This window comes from Frigoribacterium sp. 2355 (assembly GCF_054060695.1).
This window is the reverse complement of record NZ_JBSSDL010000001.1, coordinates 263,517-281,977: the sequence shown is the minus strand read 5'-3', so window position 1 is coordinate 281,977 and position 18,461 is coordinate 263,517. Positions and strand designations below refer to the sequence as shown.

The window sequence follows — 18,461 nt, the reverse complement described above, 5'->3', positions numbered from 1 at the left end:
CGGGAACCGTACGACTCTGACACAGATCCCCGCCCACCCCACCGCGAGGCCGCGCCCATGCCCCCCGAATCCGTCAGCACCCTCGTCTCGCTGAGCGACCGCACCCCGACGATCACGGGGGCCGAGATCGTGACGCAACTCGTGCCTCCTCGTCAGTTCGCGGAGGCCTCGCTCGAGAACTACCGTCCCGACCCGGCCTTCGCCTCCCAGGCCGAGGCGGTGGCCGCCGTGACGGCGTTCGGAGGCGCGGGTCCCGACGCGCCGCGGAGGGGCCTGTTCCGCAAGAAGCCGGCTGCCCCGGCCGTGCGTCCCGGCCTGTACCTCGACGGCGGCTTCGGCGTGGGCAAGACCCACCTGCTCGCCGCCCTCTGGAACCGCACGCCCGGCCGGCGGTACTTCGGCACCTTCATCGAGTACACCGCGTTGGTCGGCGCCGTCGGCTACGCCGGGGCCGCGTCGCAGCTGAAGGGCGCCGCTCTGGTCTGCATCGACGAGTTCGAACTGGACGACCCCGGGGACACGATGATGATGACCCGACTGCTCGGGGACCTGGCCGACGACGGCACGCGCATCGCCGCCACTTCGAACACGCCGCCCAACGCCCTCGGTGAGGGCCGGTTCGCCGCCGCCGACTTCCTCCGCGAGATCCAGGGGCTGAGCGACAAGTTCCTCACCCTGCGCATCGACGGGGACGACTACCGACGTCGCGAGGTCGAGGCCCGGGCGCACGTGGTCGAGGACGTCGACGCGGCGGCGGCCGCCCTCGGCGGGACCGTGTCGCTCGACGACTTCGACGGCGTGGTCGCCCACCTCGCGACGGTCCACCCCAGCAAGTACGTGAAGCTCGTCGACGACCTCGACGCGGTGGGGCTGCGTGACGTCCACGTCCTCACGAGCCAGGTGGACGCCCTGCGCCTCGTGGCCTTCGTGGACCGCCTGTACGACGCGCAGATCCGGGTGGTCGCCTCGGGCACGCCCCTCGACCAGGTCTTCTCGGACGAGATGCTCGCCGGCGGCTACCGCAAGAAGTACCTGCGCGCCGTGTCACGCCTGGTGGCCCTGACGTCGCTCTGACGAGATCCCCACCGCACCGGGCATCCGGTAACACGTTGTTTACCTGCGCCCGAATCGTGTTACATCGGGGAAACAATCCCGCACACGGCCCGAAACCTCTCCCCGCGACACTGGGGGCCGCACCGGACGAGAGCGTTCGTCACCACAGCCCGTGAACCCACACGGTCGACCTCGACGTCGGTGCCTCCCCGGCTCCGAAACTCGAGAGGTGACCCACCCATGGACCAAGGCAACACCGCCTTCATGTTGATCTGCGCGGCACTCGTGCTGCTCATGACCCCCGGCCTGGCCTTCTTCTACGGCGGCCTCGTCAAGGCCAAGAGCGTCATCAGCATGATGATGCTCAGCTTCGGCGCGATGGGCCTCATCGGCGTCCTGTGGGTGCTCTTCGGCTATGCGATCGCCTTCGGCAACCCGACCTCGATCCCCGGTGGGAGCGAGAGCTTCGTGGGCATCCAGGGCCTGATCGGCCTCGACGTCGCGAACCTCGGCCTCGGCGCCGCCTTCGAGGACAGCCTGGACCCGACCGGCGCCTACCCGACGATCGCCTTCGCCGCCTTCCAGGCCACCTTCGCGATCATCACGGTGGCCCTGATCTCGGGCGCCATCGCCGACCGGGCCAAGTTCGGGGCGTGGATGATCTTCGCCGGCGTCTGGGCCACGGTCGTCTACTTCCCGGTCGCCAGCTGGGTCTTCAACTTCACGAAGGACGCCGACGGCAACACCGTCGGTGGCTGGATCGCCGCCATGGGCGTCATCGACTTCGCCGGCGGCACGGCCGTCCACATCAACGCCGGTGCCGCGGCCCTCGCCCTGGCACTCGTCCTCGGCAAGCGCGTCGGCTTCGCCAAGGGTGCCGACAAGCCGCACAACCCGCCCTTCGTCCTGCTGGGTGCCGGGCTGCTCTGGTTCGGCTGGTTCGGCTTCAACGCCGGCTCCGAGCTCGCGGCCGACGGCGTGGCCGCCCTGGCGTTCCTGAACACCATCGCCGCACCGGCCGCCGCCGTGCTCGGCTGGCTGGTCGTCGAGAAGCTCAAGGACGGCAAGGCCACCTCGGTCGGCGCCGCCTCGGGTGCCGTCGCCGGCCTCGTCGCCATCACCCCGGCCTGCGCCGCCCTCACCCCGGGGTGGGCCGTCGTCCTCGGCGTCGTCGCGGGTGCCGTCTGCGCCCTCGCCATCGACCTCAAGTTCAAGCTCGGGTTCGACGACTCCCTCGACGTCGTGGGCATCCACCTCGTCGGTGGCCTCATCGGGACGCTGTACCTCGGCATCTTCGCGAACGACACCGGCCTCATCTTCTCGGGCACCTTCACGCAGCTCGGCATCCAGGCCCTCTCGGCCCTGGCCGTCATGCTCTACTCGTTCGTCCTGGCCTTCGTCATCGGCTTCGTCATCGAGAAGACCATCGGCTTCCGCGTGAAGAACGAGGACGAGGTGGCCGGCATCGACCTCGCCCTGCACGGTGAAGAGGGCTACGTCCTCGAGAACTCGCGCGCCTGACCCACGTCGCACGACGAACGGCCCCGGTCCTCGGACCGGGGCCGTTCTGCGTCCCGACCGCGGCAGAACGCAGGAGGCGCGGTGCGCGACCGCGTCGCACCGCGCCTCCTGCGGGTGGTCACCCGGTCAGGTCGGGCCCGGGTCTCAGGTCAGCGAGAACCAGACCGTGGTCTCGCCCGGCACCTCGGTGACGCCGGCGAGCGTGCCGTGCAACGGCTCGCTGGAGGCCAGGACGCGTGCCCCGGTGGGCAGGTCGACCGGGCCGCCGCCGAAGTTCGTCAGCGAGTGCCACCCCTCGTGGCGGGAGAAGTGCACGACGTCCTCCGAGGTGCCGTCGGCCCAGAGGAACGCCTCACCCCGCTGCAGCTCGCGGCGGAGGGCGAGGGCGCGCCGGTAGATCGACAACGTGGACTCGTCCTCGTCGTCCTGCACCGAGACGGCGAGGTCCTCGAACCACTCGGGTTGCGGCAGGTGCGGGGCGTGGTCCCCGAAGCCCAGGGCGGGCTCGCTCGTGTCCCAGGGCAGCGGCACCCGGCTGCCGTCACGGCCCTTGCGCCGGTGGCCCGTGCGGACCCAGACCGGGTCCTGCAGGTCGTCGGGACGCAGGTCGGCCACCTCGAAGAGGCCCAGTTCTTCTCCTTGGTAGACGTAGGCCGAACCCGGGAGGGCGAGCATGAGAAGCGTCGCCGCACGGGCCCGACGGAGGCCCGCATCGGGGTCGAGAGTGGGTCGGCGACCGTCGCTCAGCACGAAGGCGTCGAGGTCCTGCCCCTTCGGCAGGCCGTAGCGCGTGGCGTGACGGACGACGTCGTGGTTCGAGAGCACCCACGTGCTCGTCGCCCCGCTGACGGCCGCCTGCTCGAGGGTCGACGCGATGATGGTCCGGTACTGGTCGGCGTCGAAGTCGGCGCGCGTCAGGGCGAAGCTGAAGGCCTGGCCGAGCTCGGTGGGGCGGGCGTAGAGCGGCACCCGCTCGGGCTGCACCCAGGCCTCGGCCACGGCGCTCCGGGGCGGGTCGTACTCGTCGAGGACCCGGCGCCACCCCTCGAAGATCGTGTGCACCTCGTCACGGTCGTAGAGCGGATCGCTGCCGTCGACCGGCAGGACCTGACGTTCGGCCGCGTCGCGGAGGGGCTCGGTGAGGTCCTTCGCGAGCCCGTGGGCGACGTCGACCCGGAATCCGTCGACGCCACGGTCCGACCAGAACCGCAGCGTGCGTTCGAAGTCGGTGCGGACCTCGGGGTTGCTCCAGTCGAGGTCGGGTTGCTCGGGGGCGAACAGGTGCAGGTACCACTGTTCGGGCGTGCCGTCGGGGCGCTGCAGGCGGGTCCAGGCGCCACCGCCGAAGTTCGAGACCCAGGTCGACGGGGGAGTGTCTCCTCCCTCGCCGAGGCCGTCCCGGAACACGTACCGGCCACGGGCGGCGCTGCCGGGCTCGGACGCCACCGCCTCACGGAACCACTCGTGGTCGCTCGAGGTGTGGTTCGGGACGATGTCGACCACGACCCTCAGCCCGGCCGAGTGGAGGGCGGCGACCATCTCGTCGAAGTCGTCGAGGGTGCCGAGGCGGGGGTCGACGTCGCGGTAGTCGGCGACGTCGTACCCGCCGTCGGCGAGCGGTGACGGATAGAAGGGGCTCAGCCAGACGGCGTCGACCCCGAGCCGCTGCAGGTACGGCACGCGCGAGGTCACGCCGGCCAGGTCACCGATGCCGTCGTCGTTCGCGTCGGCGAAGCTGCGCGGATACACCTGGTACACCACGGCCTGCCGCCACCAGTCGGCGTCGGGGACGGGCGTGGGGCGGGTCGCGGCGGCGCGGGAGGTGGGGGAGTCGGTCATGGGGCGAGGATGCCACGTCTCGGCAGTGGGCGGCGTCGATGCTCCGACGGCGGCACCGGGCCGGGGATCGCGGGCCAGGAACGACGAAAGGCCCTGCAGGAGCAGGGCCTTTCGATGGTGATCGTGGGCGATACCGGGCTCGAACCGATGACCTCTTCCGTGTGAAGGAAGCGCGCTACCAACTGCGCCAATCGCCCGTGTGGGACTCGACGATGCTAGTGCATCGCGGTGCTCGAACGCCATTCGGCCGGTCGTCGAGGTCACCGTCGTGAGCTGCCCCGTGATCGATCAAGACACGAACTTCCCTCGATTTGGTTTCTGCCCCGGGGTGTGGGTATTGTTCTTTTGCACGCAGAAATGCAAAGCGAAATGCGGATGTGGCGCAGCGGTAGCGCATCACCTTGCCAAGGTGAGGGTCGCGAGTTCGAATCTCGTCATCCGCTCGAGTGTAATGCTCACCAGAGGGTGGTCCACCGACTGGTGGCCTCCCTCTGGGAGGCTACTCGTATGGTGGAGTGGCCGAGAGGCGAGGCACCGGCCTGCAAAGCCGTTCACGCGGGTTCAAATCCCGTCTCCACCTCCATTCGATCTAGACCTAGGTCTAGACTCGATGTTGCAATTGAATAGTGCGGTTCGAGGGGAGACTCTCGGATCGTTGAGACATGAGCGATTGGCGCAGCGGTAGCGCGCTTCCCTGACACGGAAGAGGTCGCTGGTTCGATCCCAGTATCGCTCACACACAGAAAGCCCCGGCCTCGGCCGGGGCTTTCGTCATGTCCGGGCTCCTTTTCTCAGCAGAGGCCCGCCTCTCCTGCCGAGAGGCCCGACCGGCCGCCCACCTCACGATGTGAGCGACGAGTCGTGACGTCCCGCGGCATCCCTCTAGGGGGTGTCGGTCCCCGTACCGAGACCGACTCCGTTGCCCCGGCCGTTCCCGTTCCCATTGGTGCCCGGGCCGCCGTTGCCGCTGTTGCCGGGCCCGCTGTTCCCTCCGGGGACGTCGACGCCAGGGACGTCGACCGTCGGGGGCGTCACGGGGTCGACGGTCGGCTGCGTCGTCGGCTCGACCGGCGCCTCCTGGGTGGGGCTCACCTCGTCAGAGGGAGCCGGGTCCGCCGGTGACTCGTCGGTGGAGTCGTCGGACGGCGACGGCGAGTCGACGTCCGACGACTCGGACGGCGTCGTCGACGGATCCGTCTCGACGCTCGGACTCGTGCTCTCCGTCGGGTCGACCGTCCCACCGTCGCGGGTGGCGGCCCAACCGAGGCCCGCCGCCAGCAGCCCGGCGACGACGATCGCCGCCAGCACGAGGGGCCAACGCCGACGCTTCCGGGTCCCGTCGTCCGCCGTGACGTCGGCGACCAGGTCCGTGGCGTCGGCGCGGGAGGCCGCCCCCGCCCCGAGCACCTGCGTGCGGGCATCGTCCCGGGGCAGGACGCGAGTGGGGGCGTCGCCGCCGGGCAGGGCAGCCGTCGGCACGTCGAGAGCGGCCATGACGCGCGTGACGGCATCGGTCGACCCGGCGCCCTCGACGGCCAGCGTGCGGGCCGCTCGGGCGACCTCGGCGGCGGCCGGACGGTCGTCGGGTGCTCGCGCGGTCATGCGCGTCAACAGTTCCGCCCACCCCGAGCCGATCGAGGCCGGGATCTCGGGGTCGCGGGTGAGACGGGCCATGACCGACTCGACGACCGACCCCGTGAAGACGCGCCGCCCGGTCAGCGCCTCGACCAGCACCAACCCGAGCGAATAGACGTCGGACGCGGGGGCCGGCGGACGCCCCTCGGCCTGCTCCGGGCTGACGAAGGCGGCGGTGCCCATCAGGGTTCCCGTGGCCGTCACCCGCGTCGAGTCGATCAGGTAGGCGATGCCGAAGTCGGCGAGCTTGGCCCGTCGGGGGTCGCCTTCGTGGTGCGGCGCGGCGAGAAGGATGTTCGCGGGCTTGACGTCCCGGTGGACGACGCCGGCGCGGTGCACCGCCGCCAGGCCGTCCGCGACGTCGCCGAGCAACGCCGCGGCCTCGGCGTGCGACAACGGACCGTCGGCGAGCACGGTCTGCAGGGTGGGGCCGTCGACGTACTCCATCACGAGGTAGGCGTCGTCGTCGTGGCCGTCGCCCTCGACCCGGGCGTCGTAGAGCGTGACGAGCCCCGGGTGGTTGAGGGAGGCGAGGAGGCGCACCTCGCTGACCTGGCGGCTGAGGTCGTGGACGTCGTGCCCGTCCGAGGAGAAGAGCTTGACGGCGACGACCCGGCCGAGCTCGAGGTCGCTCGCCCGGTAGACGGCCCCCATGCCTCCGCGCCCGACGATCGCGTCGAGGCGATAGCGACCGCCGACGGTCGTGCCGAGGCGGGGATCGGCCTGCTCGCGGGGGCTCATGCGCCCGCTCCCGTCGACGCGCCGGGGAGCACGGGAGGAGTGCCGCCACCCGACCCCCGACCCGCGACCCGACGGGACACCACGGCGTCGAGCACCGTCTCGGCCACGGCGGTCTTCGACCCCTCGGCCTCGGACACCACGTCACCGTCGGCGTCGATCACGACGACGGCCGTGTCGTCGCTGCCGAAGCCGGTCGTCCAGCCCACCGTGTTGAGGACGAGCAGGTCCGCTCCCTTCCGCCGCTGCTTGGCGCGCCCGAGCGAGAGCAGTTCGTCCCGGTCGGCGGCCGTCTCGGCCGCGAAGCCGACGACCACCTGCCCCACGGCCCGACGGGCGACGAGCCCGGCCAGGACGTCCGGGGTCCGGACGAGACGGACGGTCAGCTCGTCGCCCGAGTCGTCCTTCCGGATCTTCCCGTCGGCCACCGACGACGGCCGGTAGTCCGCCACCGCGGCCGCCATGATCACGACGTCCGCCGCCGGGGCGTGCTCGCCCATCGCGGCGTCGAGCTCGAGGGCGGTGCCGACCTCGACGACGTCGATCGTCCCCTCCGTCTCGAGCGTCTGCCGCACGGCTCCGTCGAGTGCGGCCGCGACGACGGTGACGTGGGCACCGCGGCGGGCCGCCCCGAGGGCGAGCGCCGCCCCCTGCGTACCGCTCGACCGGTTGCCGACGAACCGCACGGGGTCCAGGGGCTCACGGGTGCCGCCGGCCGAGACGACCAACCGGAGGCCGTCCAGGTCGCCGACCCGCGCCTCCTGGTCCCGAGCACCCGGGGCGACGGCTCGCGGGGCGTCGGGGGAGCCCGGGCCGGTCACGAGGGCGAGTGCCGCGGCGACGATCTCGTCGGGTTCGCTCAGCCGGCCGGGCCCCACGTCGCCCCCGGTCAGCGGCCCGTCGTCCGGCCCGACGACGGTCACCCCGCGCGACCTCAGCAGATCGACGTTCGCGACCGTCGCCGGGTTCCGCCACATCTCGGTGTGCATGGCGGGCGCGACGACGAGCGGCGCGGTGCTCGCGAGGATCGTCGTGCCGAGCAGGTCGTCGGACAGGCCGTGGGCGATCTTCGCCAGGGTGTGGGCGGTCGCGGGGGCCACGACGATCAGGTCGGCGCGCTGCCCCAGGGCCACGTGCCGCACCTCCGCGACGTCGTCGAAGACGGACGTGTGAACCGGGTTGCGGCTCGTGGCCTCCCAGGTGGGCGCCCCGACGAAGCGCAGGGCGGCCTCGGTCGGTACGACGTGGACGTCGTGCCCCCGCAGCACGAGGCCGCGGACGACCCCGACGGCCTTGTACGCCGCGATGCCGCCCGAGACGCCGACGACGACGGACAGGCGACGCGGGGCGTCGGCGGGGGAGGAGCGGGGGTGGTCGTGCGTCACGGTGGGCCTCGTCGATCGATGCGTCGGTCGGCCGACCCGGTGCCGGGTCGGTAGCGTTGCCCACCACGATGCCGCATCCCGCGGTCGAGCGTCGGCACCCGTCCCGACGAGCCCCCACCCTGAGGACCCCATGTGCACCGTCGTCGTCGCCGTCCAGCCGGGCACGCCCTGGCCCGTCGTCTTCCTCGGGCTCCGGGACGAGTCGCCCGACCGCCCCTGGGACGAGCCGGGCGCCTGGTGGCCCGACCTCGGTGAGCGGGTGACCGGGGTGCACGACCGCGAGGCGGGCGGGGCCTGGTTGGCGACCGCCCGGGGCCCGAGCCGGGCGAGCGTCGTGCTCAACCGTCACGAGGCGCCCGCGTCGCCGCCCGGCGGATGGACCACCCGCGGTGCCCTGCCCCTCCGGGCGGCCGCCGACGGCGTCCTGCCCGAGGGGCCGCAGACGACCCGCACCTTCAACCTGCTCACCGCGGACGCAGGAGGCGCGGTGCACTCCGTCTGGGACGGCACCGCCACCGAGACGGCCCGCCTCGCCCCCGGGGTGCATCTGCTCACGCACGCCGCCCCCGACGACCGGTCCGTGCCGCGCGTCGACCGCTGGCTGCCTCGGTTCCGTGACGTCGCGCCTCCGACCGGTCCGCTGCCGACGGCGGAAGGAGGCGAGGGCAGCTGGACGCCGTGGCTCGACCTGCTGCGCGAGAGCAGCGCACTGCCGACCGACGACGACGACGCGCTCGTGCGGGCCGACCTGGTCGACGGGCACCTCTTCCACTCGCTCTCGCTGAGCACCGTCGCCGTCTCGGCCGACGACGTGGCCCACCTTCACGTGCGGCTCGACGGCGCCCCCTCGGTGGCGGAGGCGATCGCGCGACGCTGACGGGCGCGTGGCGACGCCGACGGGTGTGCGACGACGCCCGGCCTCCGTGGCCGCAAGGTCATGCGGAGTCATCGGGAATCACGCCCGCCCTCGCGGCGTTAGTGTCGGGAGGCTCGTCCGACCCCCGAGCCGCAGCAAAGGAACCCTCGTGAAGATCACCGCCGTCCGCACCGTCCGTCGCCTCGCCTCCGTCGGCGTCGTCGCCGCCGCCGCCGTCGCCCTGGCCGCCTGCGCGCCCGCCTCCACCGACGGGGTCGTCCAGTCCACCGGCAGCGCGACCGCCGACACGAGCGCGGCGAAGAGCCTGTCCGACATCCAGGCGGCCGGCGAGCTCGTCATCGGCACCGAGGGCACCTACCAGCCCTTCACCTACCACGAGGGCGGGGCCGGCGCGCTGACCGGCTACGACGTCGACGTCGCCACGGCCGTCGCCGAGAAGCTCGGCGTCACCCCGGCCTTCGAGGAGACGCAGTTCGACGCCCTGCTCGCCGGACTCACCGCCGGCCGCTTCGACCTCGTGGCCAACCAGATCTCGATCACCGACGAGCGTGAGGCCACGTACGACTTCTCGACGCCCTACACGGTCAGCCGCGGTGTCGTGATCACGGCCGCCGACAACACCGACATCACCTCGCTCTCCGACCTCGAGGGCAAGACGACGGCCCAGTCGCAGTCGAGCAACTTCTACACGACCGCCAAGGACGCGGGCGCGGACGTGCAGGTCGTCGACGGCTGGGCCCAGTCGGTCGCGCTCCTCGAGCAGGGTCGCATCGACGCGACCGTCAACGACGAACTGACCTTCCTCGACTACGTCAAGACCAACCCCGACCAGGCCGCCGGCATCAAGATCGCGGCGACCACGGACGACGTCTCGCGCTCGGCCCTGGTCACCACGAAGGGCAGCGACGACCTCGTGTCGGCCATCGACGACGCCCTCGCCGAGCTGAAGACCGACGGCACGCTGGCGACCATCAGCGAGAAGTACTTCGGCCAGGACGTCAGCGAGTAGGCGTGCAGTCCTCCCTCGACCTCTTCTGGCGGTCGCTCTGGCCGATCGTGTCGGGGGCGCTCGTCGCGTCGATCCCGCTCGCCTTCGCATCGATGGCGATCGGGCTGGTCATCGCCGTCGTCATCGCGCTGATGCGCCTGTCGGGCAAGGCGGCGCTCGCGGGCATCGCCCGGGTCTACATTTCGATCATCCGGGGCACGCCGCTGCTCGTGCAGCTCTTCGTCGTCTTCTACGGCCTCCCGTCGATCGGCGTCAAGCTCGATCCGTGGCCCAGCGCCATCATCGCGTTCTCCTTGAACGTCGGCGGGTACGCGGCCGAGGTCATCCGCGCGGCCATCCTCTCGGTGCCCAAGGGCCAGTGGGAGGCCGCCCACACGATCGGCATGTCGCGGGGGCTCGCCCTCCGGCGGATCATCCTGCCGCAGGCGGCGCGCGTCTCGGTGCCCCCGCTGTCGAACACCTTCATCAGCCTGGTCAAGGACACCTCGTTGGCGAGCGTCATCCTCGTCGTCGAGTTGTTCCGTCAGGCCGAGCAGATCGCCACCGTCTCGAACCAGTTCCTGCTGATCTACCTCGAGGCCGCCCTGGTCTACTGGGTGATCTGCCTGATCCTGTCGTTCGGGCAGGACGCCCTCGAGAAGAGATTGGACCGCCACGTTGCCCGCTGACGTCACCCCGCCCCGGCCGGCCGACGAGACCGGCGCCCCCGTGCTGACCGTCCGGGGGCTGCACAAGGCGTTCGGCACGAACGAGGTGCTGCGCGGCATCGACCTCGAGGTGCGCCGCGGACGCGTCGTCGCCATCATCGGGCCCTCGGGCTCGGGCAAGACGACCGTGCTGCGGTCGCTCAACAGCCTCGAGGTGCCCGACGGGGGAGTCGTCACGCTCTCCGACGGCCGCTCGATCGACTTCGGCACCACGGTCGGCAAGCGCGACCTGCTCGCCCTCCGCGACCGCTCGTCGATGGTGTTCCAGCACTTCAACCTGTTCCCGCACCTCACGGTGCTGCAGAACGTCGTCGAGGGACCGGTGCGCGTCCAGGGACGCGATCCGAAGGAGGCGCGGGCCGAGGCCGAGGCACGCCTCGCGCGCGTCGGCCTCGCCGAGAAGGCCGACGCCTACCCGGCCGAGCTCTCGGGCGGCCAGCAGCAGCGCGTGGGCATCGTGCGCGCGCTCGCCCTGCGGCCCGAACTCCTGCTCTTCGACGAGCCGACCTCGGCCCTCGACCCCGAACTGGTCGGGGACGTGCTCACCGTCGTGAAGGAACTCGCCGACGAGGGCTGGACGATGATCGTCGTCACCCACGAGCTCGAGTTCGCCCGACGCGTGGCCGACGAGCTGCTCTTCATGGACGCCGGCGTCGTCGTCGAGCGGGGCCGTCCCGCCGACGTGCTGTCCCGCCCCCGCGAGGCCCGCACGCAGCAGTTCCTGCAACGGGTGCTCAAGCCGCTCGACGACTGACGGGACGCTCGCGCGACGATCGACCCGCGCCTCCTCGATCGGGGACCAGGAGGCGCGGGTCGACTCCGCCGCGGACGCTCAGCCGAACAGGCGGTGCGAGGCGATGCGCGCGCCCTCGCCGAGCGCGGCCAGCTTGGCCACCGCGATCTGCGGGTGGATGCGACCGCCCAGGCCGCAGTCGGTCGAGGCGACGACGTTCTCGGGGCCGACCAGCGAGGCGAACCGTTCGATGCGGTCGGCCACGAGTTCGGGGTGCTCGACGACGTTCGTGGCGTGGCTGACGACGCCCGGCACGATCGTCTTGCCGGTCGGCAGCTCGACGTCGCGCCAGAGCTTCCACTCGTGCTCGTGACGGACGTTGGCCGCCTCGAACGAGTACGAGCCGGCCTCGATCTCGAGCACGAGGTCGACGATGTGACGGAACTCGACGTCGGTCGTGTGGGGACCGTGCCACGAGCCCCAACAGAGGTGGAAGCGCACCTGCTCCGGCGGCAGGCCGCGGAGGGCGTGGTTGAGCGCGTCGACGCGGATGCGGGTGAACGCCCGGTAGTCCTCGACGCTCGGCTCCGGGTTGATCTGGTCCCAGTTCTCGGCGATCGAGGGGTCGTCGATCTGGACGGTCAGGCCGGCCTCGACGATCGCCGTGTACTCCTCGCGCAGCACCTCGGCCCAGGCCCAGATGTGCTCCTCCTCGGTGGCGTAGAAGTCGTTGGCGATGCGGGCACCGCTGCCCGGGGACAACGACGTGAGGAAGCCCGAGGTCGAACCGCTCGCCTCGAGCCCGGCCTTCAGGTTGGCGATGTCCGAGGCGATGGCGGCGTGTCCGACGTAGGCCAGGGGTCCCGTCGTGCTCGGGAACGGCGTGGCACCCGAGCCCGTGCCGATGCCCGAGGTCGGGTCGGTGTAGGCGTCGTGGAAGGACCGCCAGTCCCGGCGGTCGGGGAACGACGTCAGTCGCACGTCGCCGGGCGAGGACCGCACGGCCGGCTGGCTGAAGATGTCCGACCCGGTCAGCGACAGCCCGCCGACCCGCTGGAACGAGTACGACCACCAGGCGCCGTAGTCGACCGCGCTCGTCATGGCCTTGCCGTACTCGCCGTCGCCGACGATGGTGATGCCGAGATCGTTCTGGCGCCGGACGAGATCGACGACGGCGTCGGTCAGCAGGGCGTCGAACTCGGGGGTGCGCTCGAGGGTGAAGCCGTCCTCGCCGAGGGCGCGTGCGTCGTTCGCGGCGATCAGCTCGGGCGTGCGCGGCAGGCTTCCCGCGTGGGTGGTCTCGATGCGGCCGGGGGTGGTCGTCATGGGGTGCTCCGTTCGTCGCCACCACTCTGGCCCCCGACCCCGGACGAGTGCGACGGGCACGACACGGGACGTCACAGCCGTGCGCTCGGGAACACCGGGCGGCCGTCGACCGTTGCGTCCCGTGTCGGCCGGAGCCGGGCCCCCCGGGGTGCCTCGGTACGATCGACGGGAAGGGACACCGTGACCACCACCTCCTCCGCACCATCCACCCACCGTCCGGGGCTGTCCGACGACGACGCCCGCCGTCTGCGCGCCGACTTCCCGCTCCTCGGGCAGGACGTCAACGGCGAGCCGCTCGCCTACCTCGACTCGGGGGCGACCGCCCAACGGCCCGCGTCCGTGCTCGACGCCGAGCGGCGCTTCCTCGAGACGACGAACTCGGCCGTGCACCGGGGCGCCCACACGCTCGCCGCCCTGTCGACCGAGGCCTACGAAGAGGCGCGCGAGACGGTCGCCCGCTTCGTCGGTGCCGACGTCGACGAGATCGTCTGGACCTCCAACGCCACCGACGCCCTCAACCTCGTCGCGTACGGCGTCGCGAACGCGACGCACGGGCGGGGTGGTGAGGCCGCGCGACGCTTCGCCCTCGCGCCCGGCGACGAGATCGTCGTCACCGAGGCCGAACACCACGCGAACCTCGTCCCGTGGCAAGAACTCGCCGCGACGACCGGTGCCAGCCTGCGATACGTGCCGGTCCGCGACGACGGCACCTGGACCACCGCCGACGCGGCCGCCGTGGTCGGACCCCGCACGCGCCTCCTCGCCTTCGCCCACGTCTCGAACGTCACCGGCCTCGTCGCGCCCGTCGCCGAGCTGGTGGCGCTGGCGCACGACGTCGGCGCCCTCGTCGTCCTCGACGCCTGCCAGTCGGTCCCGCACCGCCCCGTCGACCTCCACGACCTCGACGTCGACTTCGCCGCCTTCTCGGGCCACAAGATGCTGGGGCCCACGGGCATCGGCGTGCTCTACGGGCGGGCCGAGCTGCTGAACGCCCTGCCGCCGTTCCGGACCGGCGGCTCGATGATCACGACGGTGACGATGGAGGGCTCCGAGTACCTCCCCGCTCCGCAGCGCTTCGAGGCCGGCACGCAGCCCGTGTCCCAGGCCGTCGCCCTGGCCGAGGCCGTGCGCTACCTCGACGCCCTCGGCATGGACCGGGTGCGCGCCCACGAGGAGGCCCTCGCCGACCTGCTCGTCCGCGGCCTCGAGGCCGTCGACGGCGTGACGGTCGTGGGCCCGCCCGCCGGCGTGCCGCGATCGGGACTCGCCAGCTTCGTCGTCGACGGGGTGCACGCCCACGACGTCGGCCAGTTCCTCGACGCGCGCGGCATCGCCGTGCGGGTCGGCCACCACTGCGCCCAGCCACTGCACCGGCGTCTCGGGGCGACGGCCACGACGCGGGCCAGCACCTACCTGTACTCGTCGAGCGACGAGGTCGACCGGCTGGTCGCCGGGGTCGCCGAGGTCCGCGGCTACTTCGGCGTCGTCGGCCCGGAGCCCGTCGACGAGAAGGCCGAGGAGGCGCGGTGAGCGCCGCCCTCGACGGCCTGTACCAGCAGGTCATCCTCGACCACGCCAGGGCGCGGCACGGCGACGGCGAGCTGCCCGGGGCCGACGCGCAGCACCACGAACGCAACCCGACCTGCGGTGACGAGATCACCGTCCGCGTCGCCCTCGAGCCCGGGACCGACCGCATCGCCGACCTCCGCTGGCAGGGCGCCGGCTGCAGCATCTCGATGGCCTCCGCCTCGGTGCTGGCGCAGCTGGCTCCGGGTCGCACGCTGACCGGGCTCGACGCACTCGTCGGGGAGTTCCGCGAGATGATGCGGTCCCGGGGCGCCGGGGAGCCCGACGACGAGGTCCTCGGCGACGCGGTCGTGTTCCACGGGGTCTCGAAGTTCGTCATGAGGGTGAAGTGCGGCATGCTCGCGTGGGTCGCGGCGGAGGCCTGTTCCACCGAACTGCGCGCCGTCTGAGCCGACCCGGGCCTCGTCGCCCGTCGAGGCCCCGGTCGACCGGTCGGCGGTCGGTCGGCGACTAAAGTGGTCCCCGCCCCTCGACGATAGGAACCACCGCCGTGTCCGACCAGACCGACATCGACCCGACCGCCTCCTCAGCCGCCCACGGCCTCTCGGCCGTCGAGGCCACCGCGACGACGACCGGCTCCGAGCTGTTCACCGACAAGTCGGTCGTGGCCGTCCGCGTGTCCGGCGAGCTCCGCGACCTCGCGACCGAAGTGCACGCGGGCGACGTGGCCGAGCCGGTCACGATCGACTCGCCCGACGGCCTGGCCATCCTCCGACACTCGGCTGCGCACGTGATGGCCCAGGCGGTGCAGCAGATCAACCCCGAGGCCAGGCTCGGCATCGGACCGCCCGTCACCGACGGCTTCTACTACGACTTCGACGTCGCGGAGCCCTTCACCCCCGACGACCTCAAGGCCATCGAGAAGGGCATGGAGCGCATCATCCGTCAGGGTCAGCGCTTCCGTCGTCGCGTCGTGACCGACGACGAGGCCCGCGAGCTGCTCGCCCACGAACCGTTCAAGCTCGAGCTCATCGGGCTCAAGGGCGGGTCGGCCGACGACCTCGGCGCCGACGGCGAGTCGGTCGAGGTGGGCGGGGCCGAGCTCACGGTCTACGACAACCTCGACCCGAAGACCGGCGAGGTCGTCTGGTTCGACCTCTGCCGCGGTCCCCACGTGCCCAGCACGCGCCTCCTCGGCAACGCCACGAAGCTGATGCGCGTGGCGGCCGCCTACTGGCGCGGGTCCGAGAAGAACCCCCAGCTGCAGCGCATCTACGGCACGGCGTGGCCCACTAAGGACGACCTGCGCGCCTACCAGGCCCGACTCGAGGAGGCCGCCAAGCGCGACCACCGCAAGCTCGGCGCCGAGCTCGACCTCTTCTCGTTCCCCGACGAGATCGGTTCGGGTCTCGCGATCTTCCACCCGAAGGGCGGCATCATCCGTCGCCAGATGGAGGACTACTCGCGCGAGCGCCACGAGAAGGCCGGGTACGAGTTCGTCTACACGCCGCACATCACCAAGGCGGCCCTGTTCGAGACCTCGGGCCACCTGGGGTGGTACAAGGACGGCATGTTCCCGGCGATGCACCTCGACGAGGCACGCAACGACGAGGGCGAGATCACCCGTCAGGGTGCGGACTACTACCTCAAGCCGATGAACTGCCCGATGCACATCCTGGCGTACCGTTCGTCGGCCAAGTCCTACCGTGACCTGCCACAGCGCCTGTTCGAGTTCGGCACCGTGTACCGCAACGAGAAGTCCGGCGTCATCCACGGGCTCACCCGCGTGCGCGGCATGACCCAGGACGACGCGCACATCTTCACCACCCGTGACGACATGGCGGCCGAGCTCAAGGGCACGCTCGACTTCGTCCTCAGCCTGCTGCGCGACTACGGCCTCGACGACTTCTACCTCGAGCTGTCCACCAAGGACCCCGAGAAGTACGTGGGCGACGACGCCACCTGGGACGAGGCGACGGCGACGCTGAGGCAGGTCGCAGAAGAGACCGGCCTCAAACTCGTACCCGACCCGGCCGGCGCGGCGTTCTACGGGCCGAAGATCTCGGTCCAGGCACGTGACGCGATCGGACGCACCTGGCAGATGTCGACGGTGCAGCTCGACTTCAACCTGCCCGAGCGCTTCGACCTCGAGTACACGGCTGCCGACGGGTCGCGTCAGCGTCCGGTCATGATCCACCGGGCGTTGTTCGGTTCGATCGAGCGCTTCTTCGGCGTGCTCACCGAGCACTACGCCGGGGCCTTCCCGGTCTGGCTGGCGCCCGTCCAGGTCGTGGCGATCCCCGTCGCCGACGAGTACGGCGACTACCTCGACGGCGTCGTGGCACGTCTGCGCGAGGTCGGCGTCCGGGCGCAGGTCGACCACAGCGACGACCGCATGCCGAAGAAGATCCGCACGCACACCAAGGCCAAGGTGCCGTTCCAGTTGATCGCCGGCGAGGACGACCGCGCGGCCGGGGCCGTCAGCTTCCGCTACCGGGACGGCTCACAGGAGAACGGCGTGCCGCTCGACGAGGCGATCGGCAAGATCGTCGCCGCCATCGAGACCAAGGCCCAGGTCTGAGCGTGGTCGCCGACGGGTCCGCGGCCGAGTCCTCCGCCGACTTCGCCGCGGTCCCCGACGCGTTCCAGCGACTGTGGACGCCGCACCGCGCCGTCTACGTCGAGGCGGGCCAGGGCGCGCACGACGACTCCTGTCCGTTCTGCAGCGCCCCCTCGAGGTCGGACGACGAGGCGCTCATCGTGGCTCGGGGCGAACACGCCTACGTGTTGCTCAACCTCTACCCCTACAACCCTGGGCACCTGCTGGTCTGCCCGTACCGGCACGTCTCCACGTACGACCTCGCCACCTCCGACGAGGTGGCCGAGATCGCGTCCCTGACCCAGACCGCCATGCGGGTCCTCACACAGGTGTCCCACGCGCAGGGCTTCAACATCGGCATGAACCAGGGGCAGGTCGGCGGAGCCGGCATCGCGGCCCACCTGCACCAACACGTGGTGCCGCGCTACGGCGGCGACTCGAACTTCTTCCCGATCATCGCTCAGACGAAGGCCGTCACGCAGCTGCTCGGCGACGTCCGCGTCGTGGTCTCCGAGGCCTGGCCGCGGGACGGCGACGGCACGACGCCGACGGCGGCGTCGGCGGTCTGATCGGGCCTAAGATAGGGGCCATCATGAGCGACACGACCCCTGCCTCCCACCAGTCCTCCACCACCGGTTCGAGCCGCGTCAAGCGCGGTCTCGCCGAGATGCTCAAGGGCGGCGTCATCATGGACGTCGTCAACGTCGAGCAGGCGAAGATCGCCGAAGACGCCGGGGCCGTGGCCGTCATGGCCCTCGAGCGCGTTCCCGCCGACATCCGGTCCCAGGGCGGTGTCGCCCGCATGAGCGACCCCGACATGATCGACGAGATCGTGGCGGCGGTCTCGATCCCCGTCATGGCGAAGGCCCGCATCGGCCACTTCGTCGAGGCCCAGATCCTCCAGACCCTCGGCGTGGACTACATCGACGAGTCCGAGGTGCTGAGCCCGGCCGACTACGTCAACCACATCGACAAGTGGAACTTCACCGTCCCCTTCGTCTGCGGGGCCACCAACCTGGGCGAGGCGCTGCGTCGCATCACCGAGGGCGCGGCCATGATCCGCTCCAAGGGCGAGGCCGGCACCGGTGACGTGTCCGAGGCCACCAAGCACATCCGCACGATCTCGAAAGAGATCGCCCAGCTCCGTGGGCTCAAGTCCGACGAGCTCTACGTCGCCGCGAAAGAGCTGCAGGCTCCCTTCGAGCTCGTGAAAGAGATCGCCGAGACCGGCAAGCTCCCCGTCGTCCTCTTCACCGCGGGCGGCGTCGCGACACCCGCCGACGCGGCGCTCATGATGCAGCTCGGTGCCGACGGCGTCTTCGTCGGTTCGGGCATCTTCAAGTCGGGCAACCCGGCCGACCGTGCCAAGGCGATCGTCAAGGCCACCACTTTCTTCGACGACCCCCAGGTCGTGGCCGACGCGTCGCGCGGTCTCGGCGAGGCGATGGTCGGCATCAACGTGCCCGACCTCCCCGCACCGCACCGCCTCGCCGAGCGCGGCTGGTGACCTCG

The 18,461-nt window shown here is 71.4% G+C and carries 15 protein-coding genes and 4 tRNA genes; 14 read left to right on the top strand and 5 right to left on the bottom strand.

What is annotated here, in order from left to right; genetic code table 11:
- Window positions 1-57 precede the first annotated feature (57 nt).
- Together zapE and ACVJ1F_RS01360 are read left to right on the top strand one after the other, a co-directional pair.
- The gene (gene zapE, locus ACVJ1F_RS01365; RefSeq protein WP_456884250.1) at window positions 58-1,074 is read left to right on the top strand and encodes a cell division protein ZapE; all 1,017 of its coding nucleotides are present in this window, start codon (window positions 58-60) and stop codon (window positions 1,072-1,074) included.
- A gap of 219 nt (window positions 1,075-1,293) precedes the next feature.
- Window positions 1,294-2,574 (top strand): ammonium transporter, encoded by a 1,281-nt coding sequence (locus ACVJ1F_RS01360; RefSeq protein ID WP_123570119.1) that lies wholly within the window; start codon window positions 1,294-1,296, stop codon window positions 2,572-2,574.
- A gap of 144 nt (window positions 2,575-2,718) precedes the next feature.
- Here the strand turns inward: ACVJ1F_RS01360 and ACVJ1F_RS01355 are convergent, their stop codons facing one another.
- A complete protein-coding gene (locus tag ACVJ1F_RS01355) occupies window positions 2,719-4,413 on the bottom strand; it encodes a glycoside hydrolase family 13 protein (protein ID WP_456884248.1) in 1,695 nt (564 codons plus the stop codon).
- Between the two features lie 124 nt (window positions 4,414-4,537).
- Window positions 4,538-4,610, bottom strand: a tRNA-Val gene (locus ACVJ1F_RS01350).
- A 174-nt stretch (window positions 4,611-4,784) separates the two neighbouring features.
- Between ACVJ1F_RS01350 and ACVJ1F_RS01345 the strand changes: the two genes are divergently transcribed.
- From ACVJ1F_RS01345 to ACVJ1F_RS01335, 3 genes are all read left to right on the top strand, one after another.
- Window positions 4,785-4,856 (top strand) — tRNA-Gly (locus ACVJ1F_RS01345).
- Window positions 4,857-4,922: 66 nt separating this feature from the next.
- Window positions 4,923-4,996 (top strand) — tRNA-Cys (locus tag ACVJ1F_RS01340).
- 81 nt (window positions 4,997-5,077) lie between these two features.
- Window positions 5,078-5,149, top strand: a tRNA-Val gene (locus ACVJ1F_RS01335).
- A 146-nt stretch (window positions 5,150-5,295) separates the two neighbouring features.
- On the opposite strand, the gene ACVJ1F_RS01330 is transcribed toward ACVJ1F_RS01335, so the two are convergent.
- Together ACVJ1F_RS01330 and coaBC are read right to left on the bottom strand one after the other, a co-directional pair.
- The gene (locus ACVJ1F_RS01330; RefSeq protein WP_456884246.1) at window positions 5,296-6,789 is read right to left on the bottom strand and encodes a protein kinase domain-containing protein; all 1,494 of its coding nucleotides are present in this window, start codon (window positions 6,787-6,789) and stop codon (window positions 5,296-5,298) included.
- A complete protein-coding gene (coaBC, locus tag ACVJ1F_RS01325; RefSeq protein WP_456884537.1) occupies window positions 6,786-8,123 on the bottom strand; it encodes a bifunctional phosphopantothenoylcysteine decarboxylase/phosphopantothenate--cysteine ligase CoaBC in 1,338 nt (445 codons plus the stop codon). The genes ACVJ1F_RS01330 and coaBC overlap by 4 nt, the downstream gene beginning before the upstream one ends.
- Before the next feature lie 178 nt (window positions 8,124-8,301).
- Between coaBC and ACVJ1F_RS01320 the strand changes: the two genes are divergently transcribed.
- From ACVJ1F_RS01320 to ACVJ1F_RS01305, 4 genes are all read left to right on the top strand, one after another.
- The gene (locus tag ACVJ1F_RS01320; protein ID WP_456884244.1) at window positions 8,302-9,048 is read left to right on the top strand and encodes an NRDE family protein; all 747 of its coding nucleotides are present in this window, start codon (window positions 8,302-8,304) and stop codon (window positions 9,046-9,048) included.
- Window positions 9,049-9,202: 154 nt separating this feature from the next.
- Window positions 9,203-10,057, top strand: coding sequence for an amino acid ABC transporter substrate-binding protein (locus ACVJ1F_RS01315; RefSeq protein ID WP_402752194.1), 855 nt, complete (start codon window positions 9,203-9,205; stop codon window positions 10,055-10,057).
- Between the two features lie 2 nt (window positions 10,058-10,059).
- Window positions 10,060-10,725, top strand: coding sequence for an amino acid ABC transporter permease (locus ACVJ1F_RS01310; protein WP_056045410.1), 666 nt, complete (start codon window positions 10,060-10,062; stop codon window positions 10,723-10,725).
- Window positions 10,715-11,518 carry an amino acid ABC transporter ATP-binding protein gene (locus ACVJ1F_RS01305; protein ID WP_456884242.1) on the top strand — a complete coding sequence of 268 codons (804 nt, stop codon included), beginning with the start codon at window positions 10,715-10,717 and terminating at the stop codon, window positions 11,516-11,518. Before ACVJ1F_RS01310 ends, ACVJ1F_RS01305 begins: the two co-directional genes overlap by 11 nt.
- 78 nt (window positions 11,519-11,596) lie before the next feature.
- Here the strand turns inward: ACVJ1F_RS01305 and ACVJ1F_RS01300 are convergent, their stop codons facing one another.
- The gene (locus tag ACVJ1F_RS01300; protein WP_456884240.1) at window positions 11,597-12,823 is read right to left on the bottom strand and encodes a cobalamin-independent methionine synthase II family protein; all 1,227 of its coding nucleotides are present in this window, start codon (window positions 12,821-12,823) and stop codon (window positions 11,597-11,599) included.
- Between the two features lie 222 nt (window positions 12,824-13,045).
- Here ACVJ1F_RS01300 and ACVJ1F_RS01295 point away from each other — a divergent pair, with 222 nt between their 5' ends.
- From ACVJ1F_RS01295 to pdxS, 5 genes are all read left to right on the top strand, one after another.
- Window positions 13,046-14,353 carry an aminotransferase class V-fold PLP-dependent enzyme gene (locus tag ACVJ1F_RS01295; RefSeq protein WP_456884535.1) on the top strand — a complete coding sequence of 436 codons (1,308 nt, stop codon included), beginning with the start codon at window positions 13,046-13,048 and terminating at the stop codon, window positions 14,351-14,353.
- Window positions 14,350-14,799, top strand: coding sequence for a Fe-S cluster assembly sulfur transfer protein SufU (sufU, locus tag ACVJ1F_RS01290; RefSeq protein WP_456884238.1), 450 nt, complete (start codon window positions 14,350-14,352; stop codon window positions 14,797-14,799). The genes ACVJ1F_RS01295 and sufU overlap by 4 nt, the downstream gene beginning before the upstream one ends.
- A 194-nt stretch (window positions 14,800-14,993) precedes the next feature.
- Window positions 14,994-16,931 (top strand): threonine--tRNA ligase, encoded by a 1,938-nt coding sequence (thrS, locus tag ACVJ1F_RS01285; protein ID WP_456884534.1) that lies wholly within the window; start codon window positions 14,994-14,996, stop codon window positions 16,929-16,931.
- Window positions 16,928-17,518 (top strand): HIT family protein, encoded by a 591-nt coding sequence (locus ACVJ1F_RS01280; RefSeq protein ID WP_456884533.1) that lies wholly within the window; start codon window positions 16,928-16,930, stop codon window positions 17,516-17,518. The genes thrS and ACVJ1F_RS01280 overlap by 4 nt, the downstream gene beginning before the upstream one ends.
- A gap of 23 nt (window positions 17,519-17,541) precedes the next feature.
- Window positions 17,542-18,456: a pyridoxal 5'-phosphate synthase lyase subunit PdxS gene (gene pdxS, locus ACVJ1F_RS01275; RefSeq protein WP_159826534.1), complete on the top strand. Its 915-nt coding sequence runs from the start codon at window positions 17,542-17,544 to the stop codon at window positions 18,454-18,456.
- Window positions 18,457-18,461: the final 5 nt, after the last annotated feature.

What these genes read in the sequence shown, in the direction of transcription:
- zapE (WP_456884250.1), top strand. Translation starts at nt 58, where the DNA reads ATGCCCCCCGAATCCGTCAGCACCCTCGTCTCGCTGAGCGACCGCACC.
- ACVJ1F_RS01360 (WP_123570119.1), top strand. Translation starts at nt 1,294, where the DNA reads ATGGACCAAGGCAACACCGCCTTCATGTTGATCTGCGCGGCACTCGTG.
- ACVJ1F_RS01355 (WP_456884248.1), bottom strand. Translation starts at nt 4,413, where the DNA reads ATGACCGACTCCCCCACCTCCCGCGCCGCCGCGACCCGCCCCACGCCC.
- ACVJ1F_RS01330 (WP_456884246.1), bottom strand. Translation starts at nt 6,789, where the DNA reads ATGAGCCCCCGCGAGCAGGCCGATCCCCGCCTCGGCACGACCGTCGGC.
- ACVJ1F_RS01320 (WP_456884244.1), top strand. Translation starts at nt 8,302, where the DNA reads ATGTGCACCGTCGTCGTCGCCGTCCAGCCGGGCACGCCCTGGCCCGTC.
- ACVJ1F_RS01300 (WP_456884240.1), bottom strand. Translation starts at nt 12,823, where the DNA reads ATGACGACCACCCCCGGCCGCATCGAGACCACCCACGCGGGAAGCCTG.
- pdxS (WP_159826534.1), top strand. Translation starts at nt 17,542, where the DNA reads ATGAGCGACACGACCCCTGCCTCCCACCAGTCCTCCACCACCGGTTCG.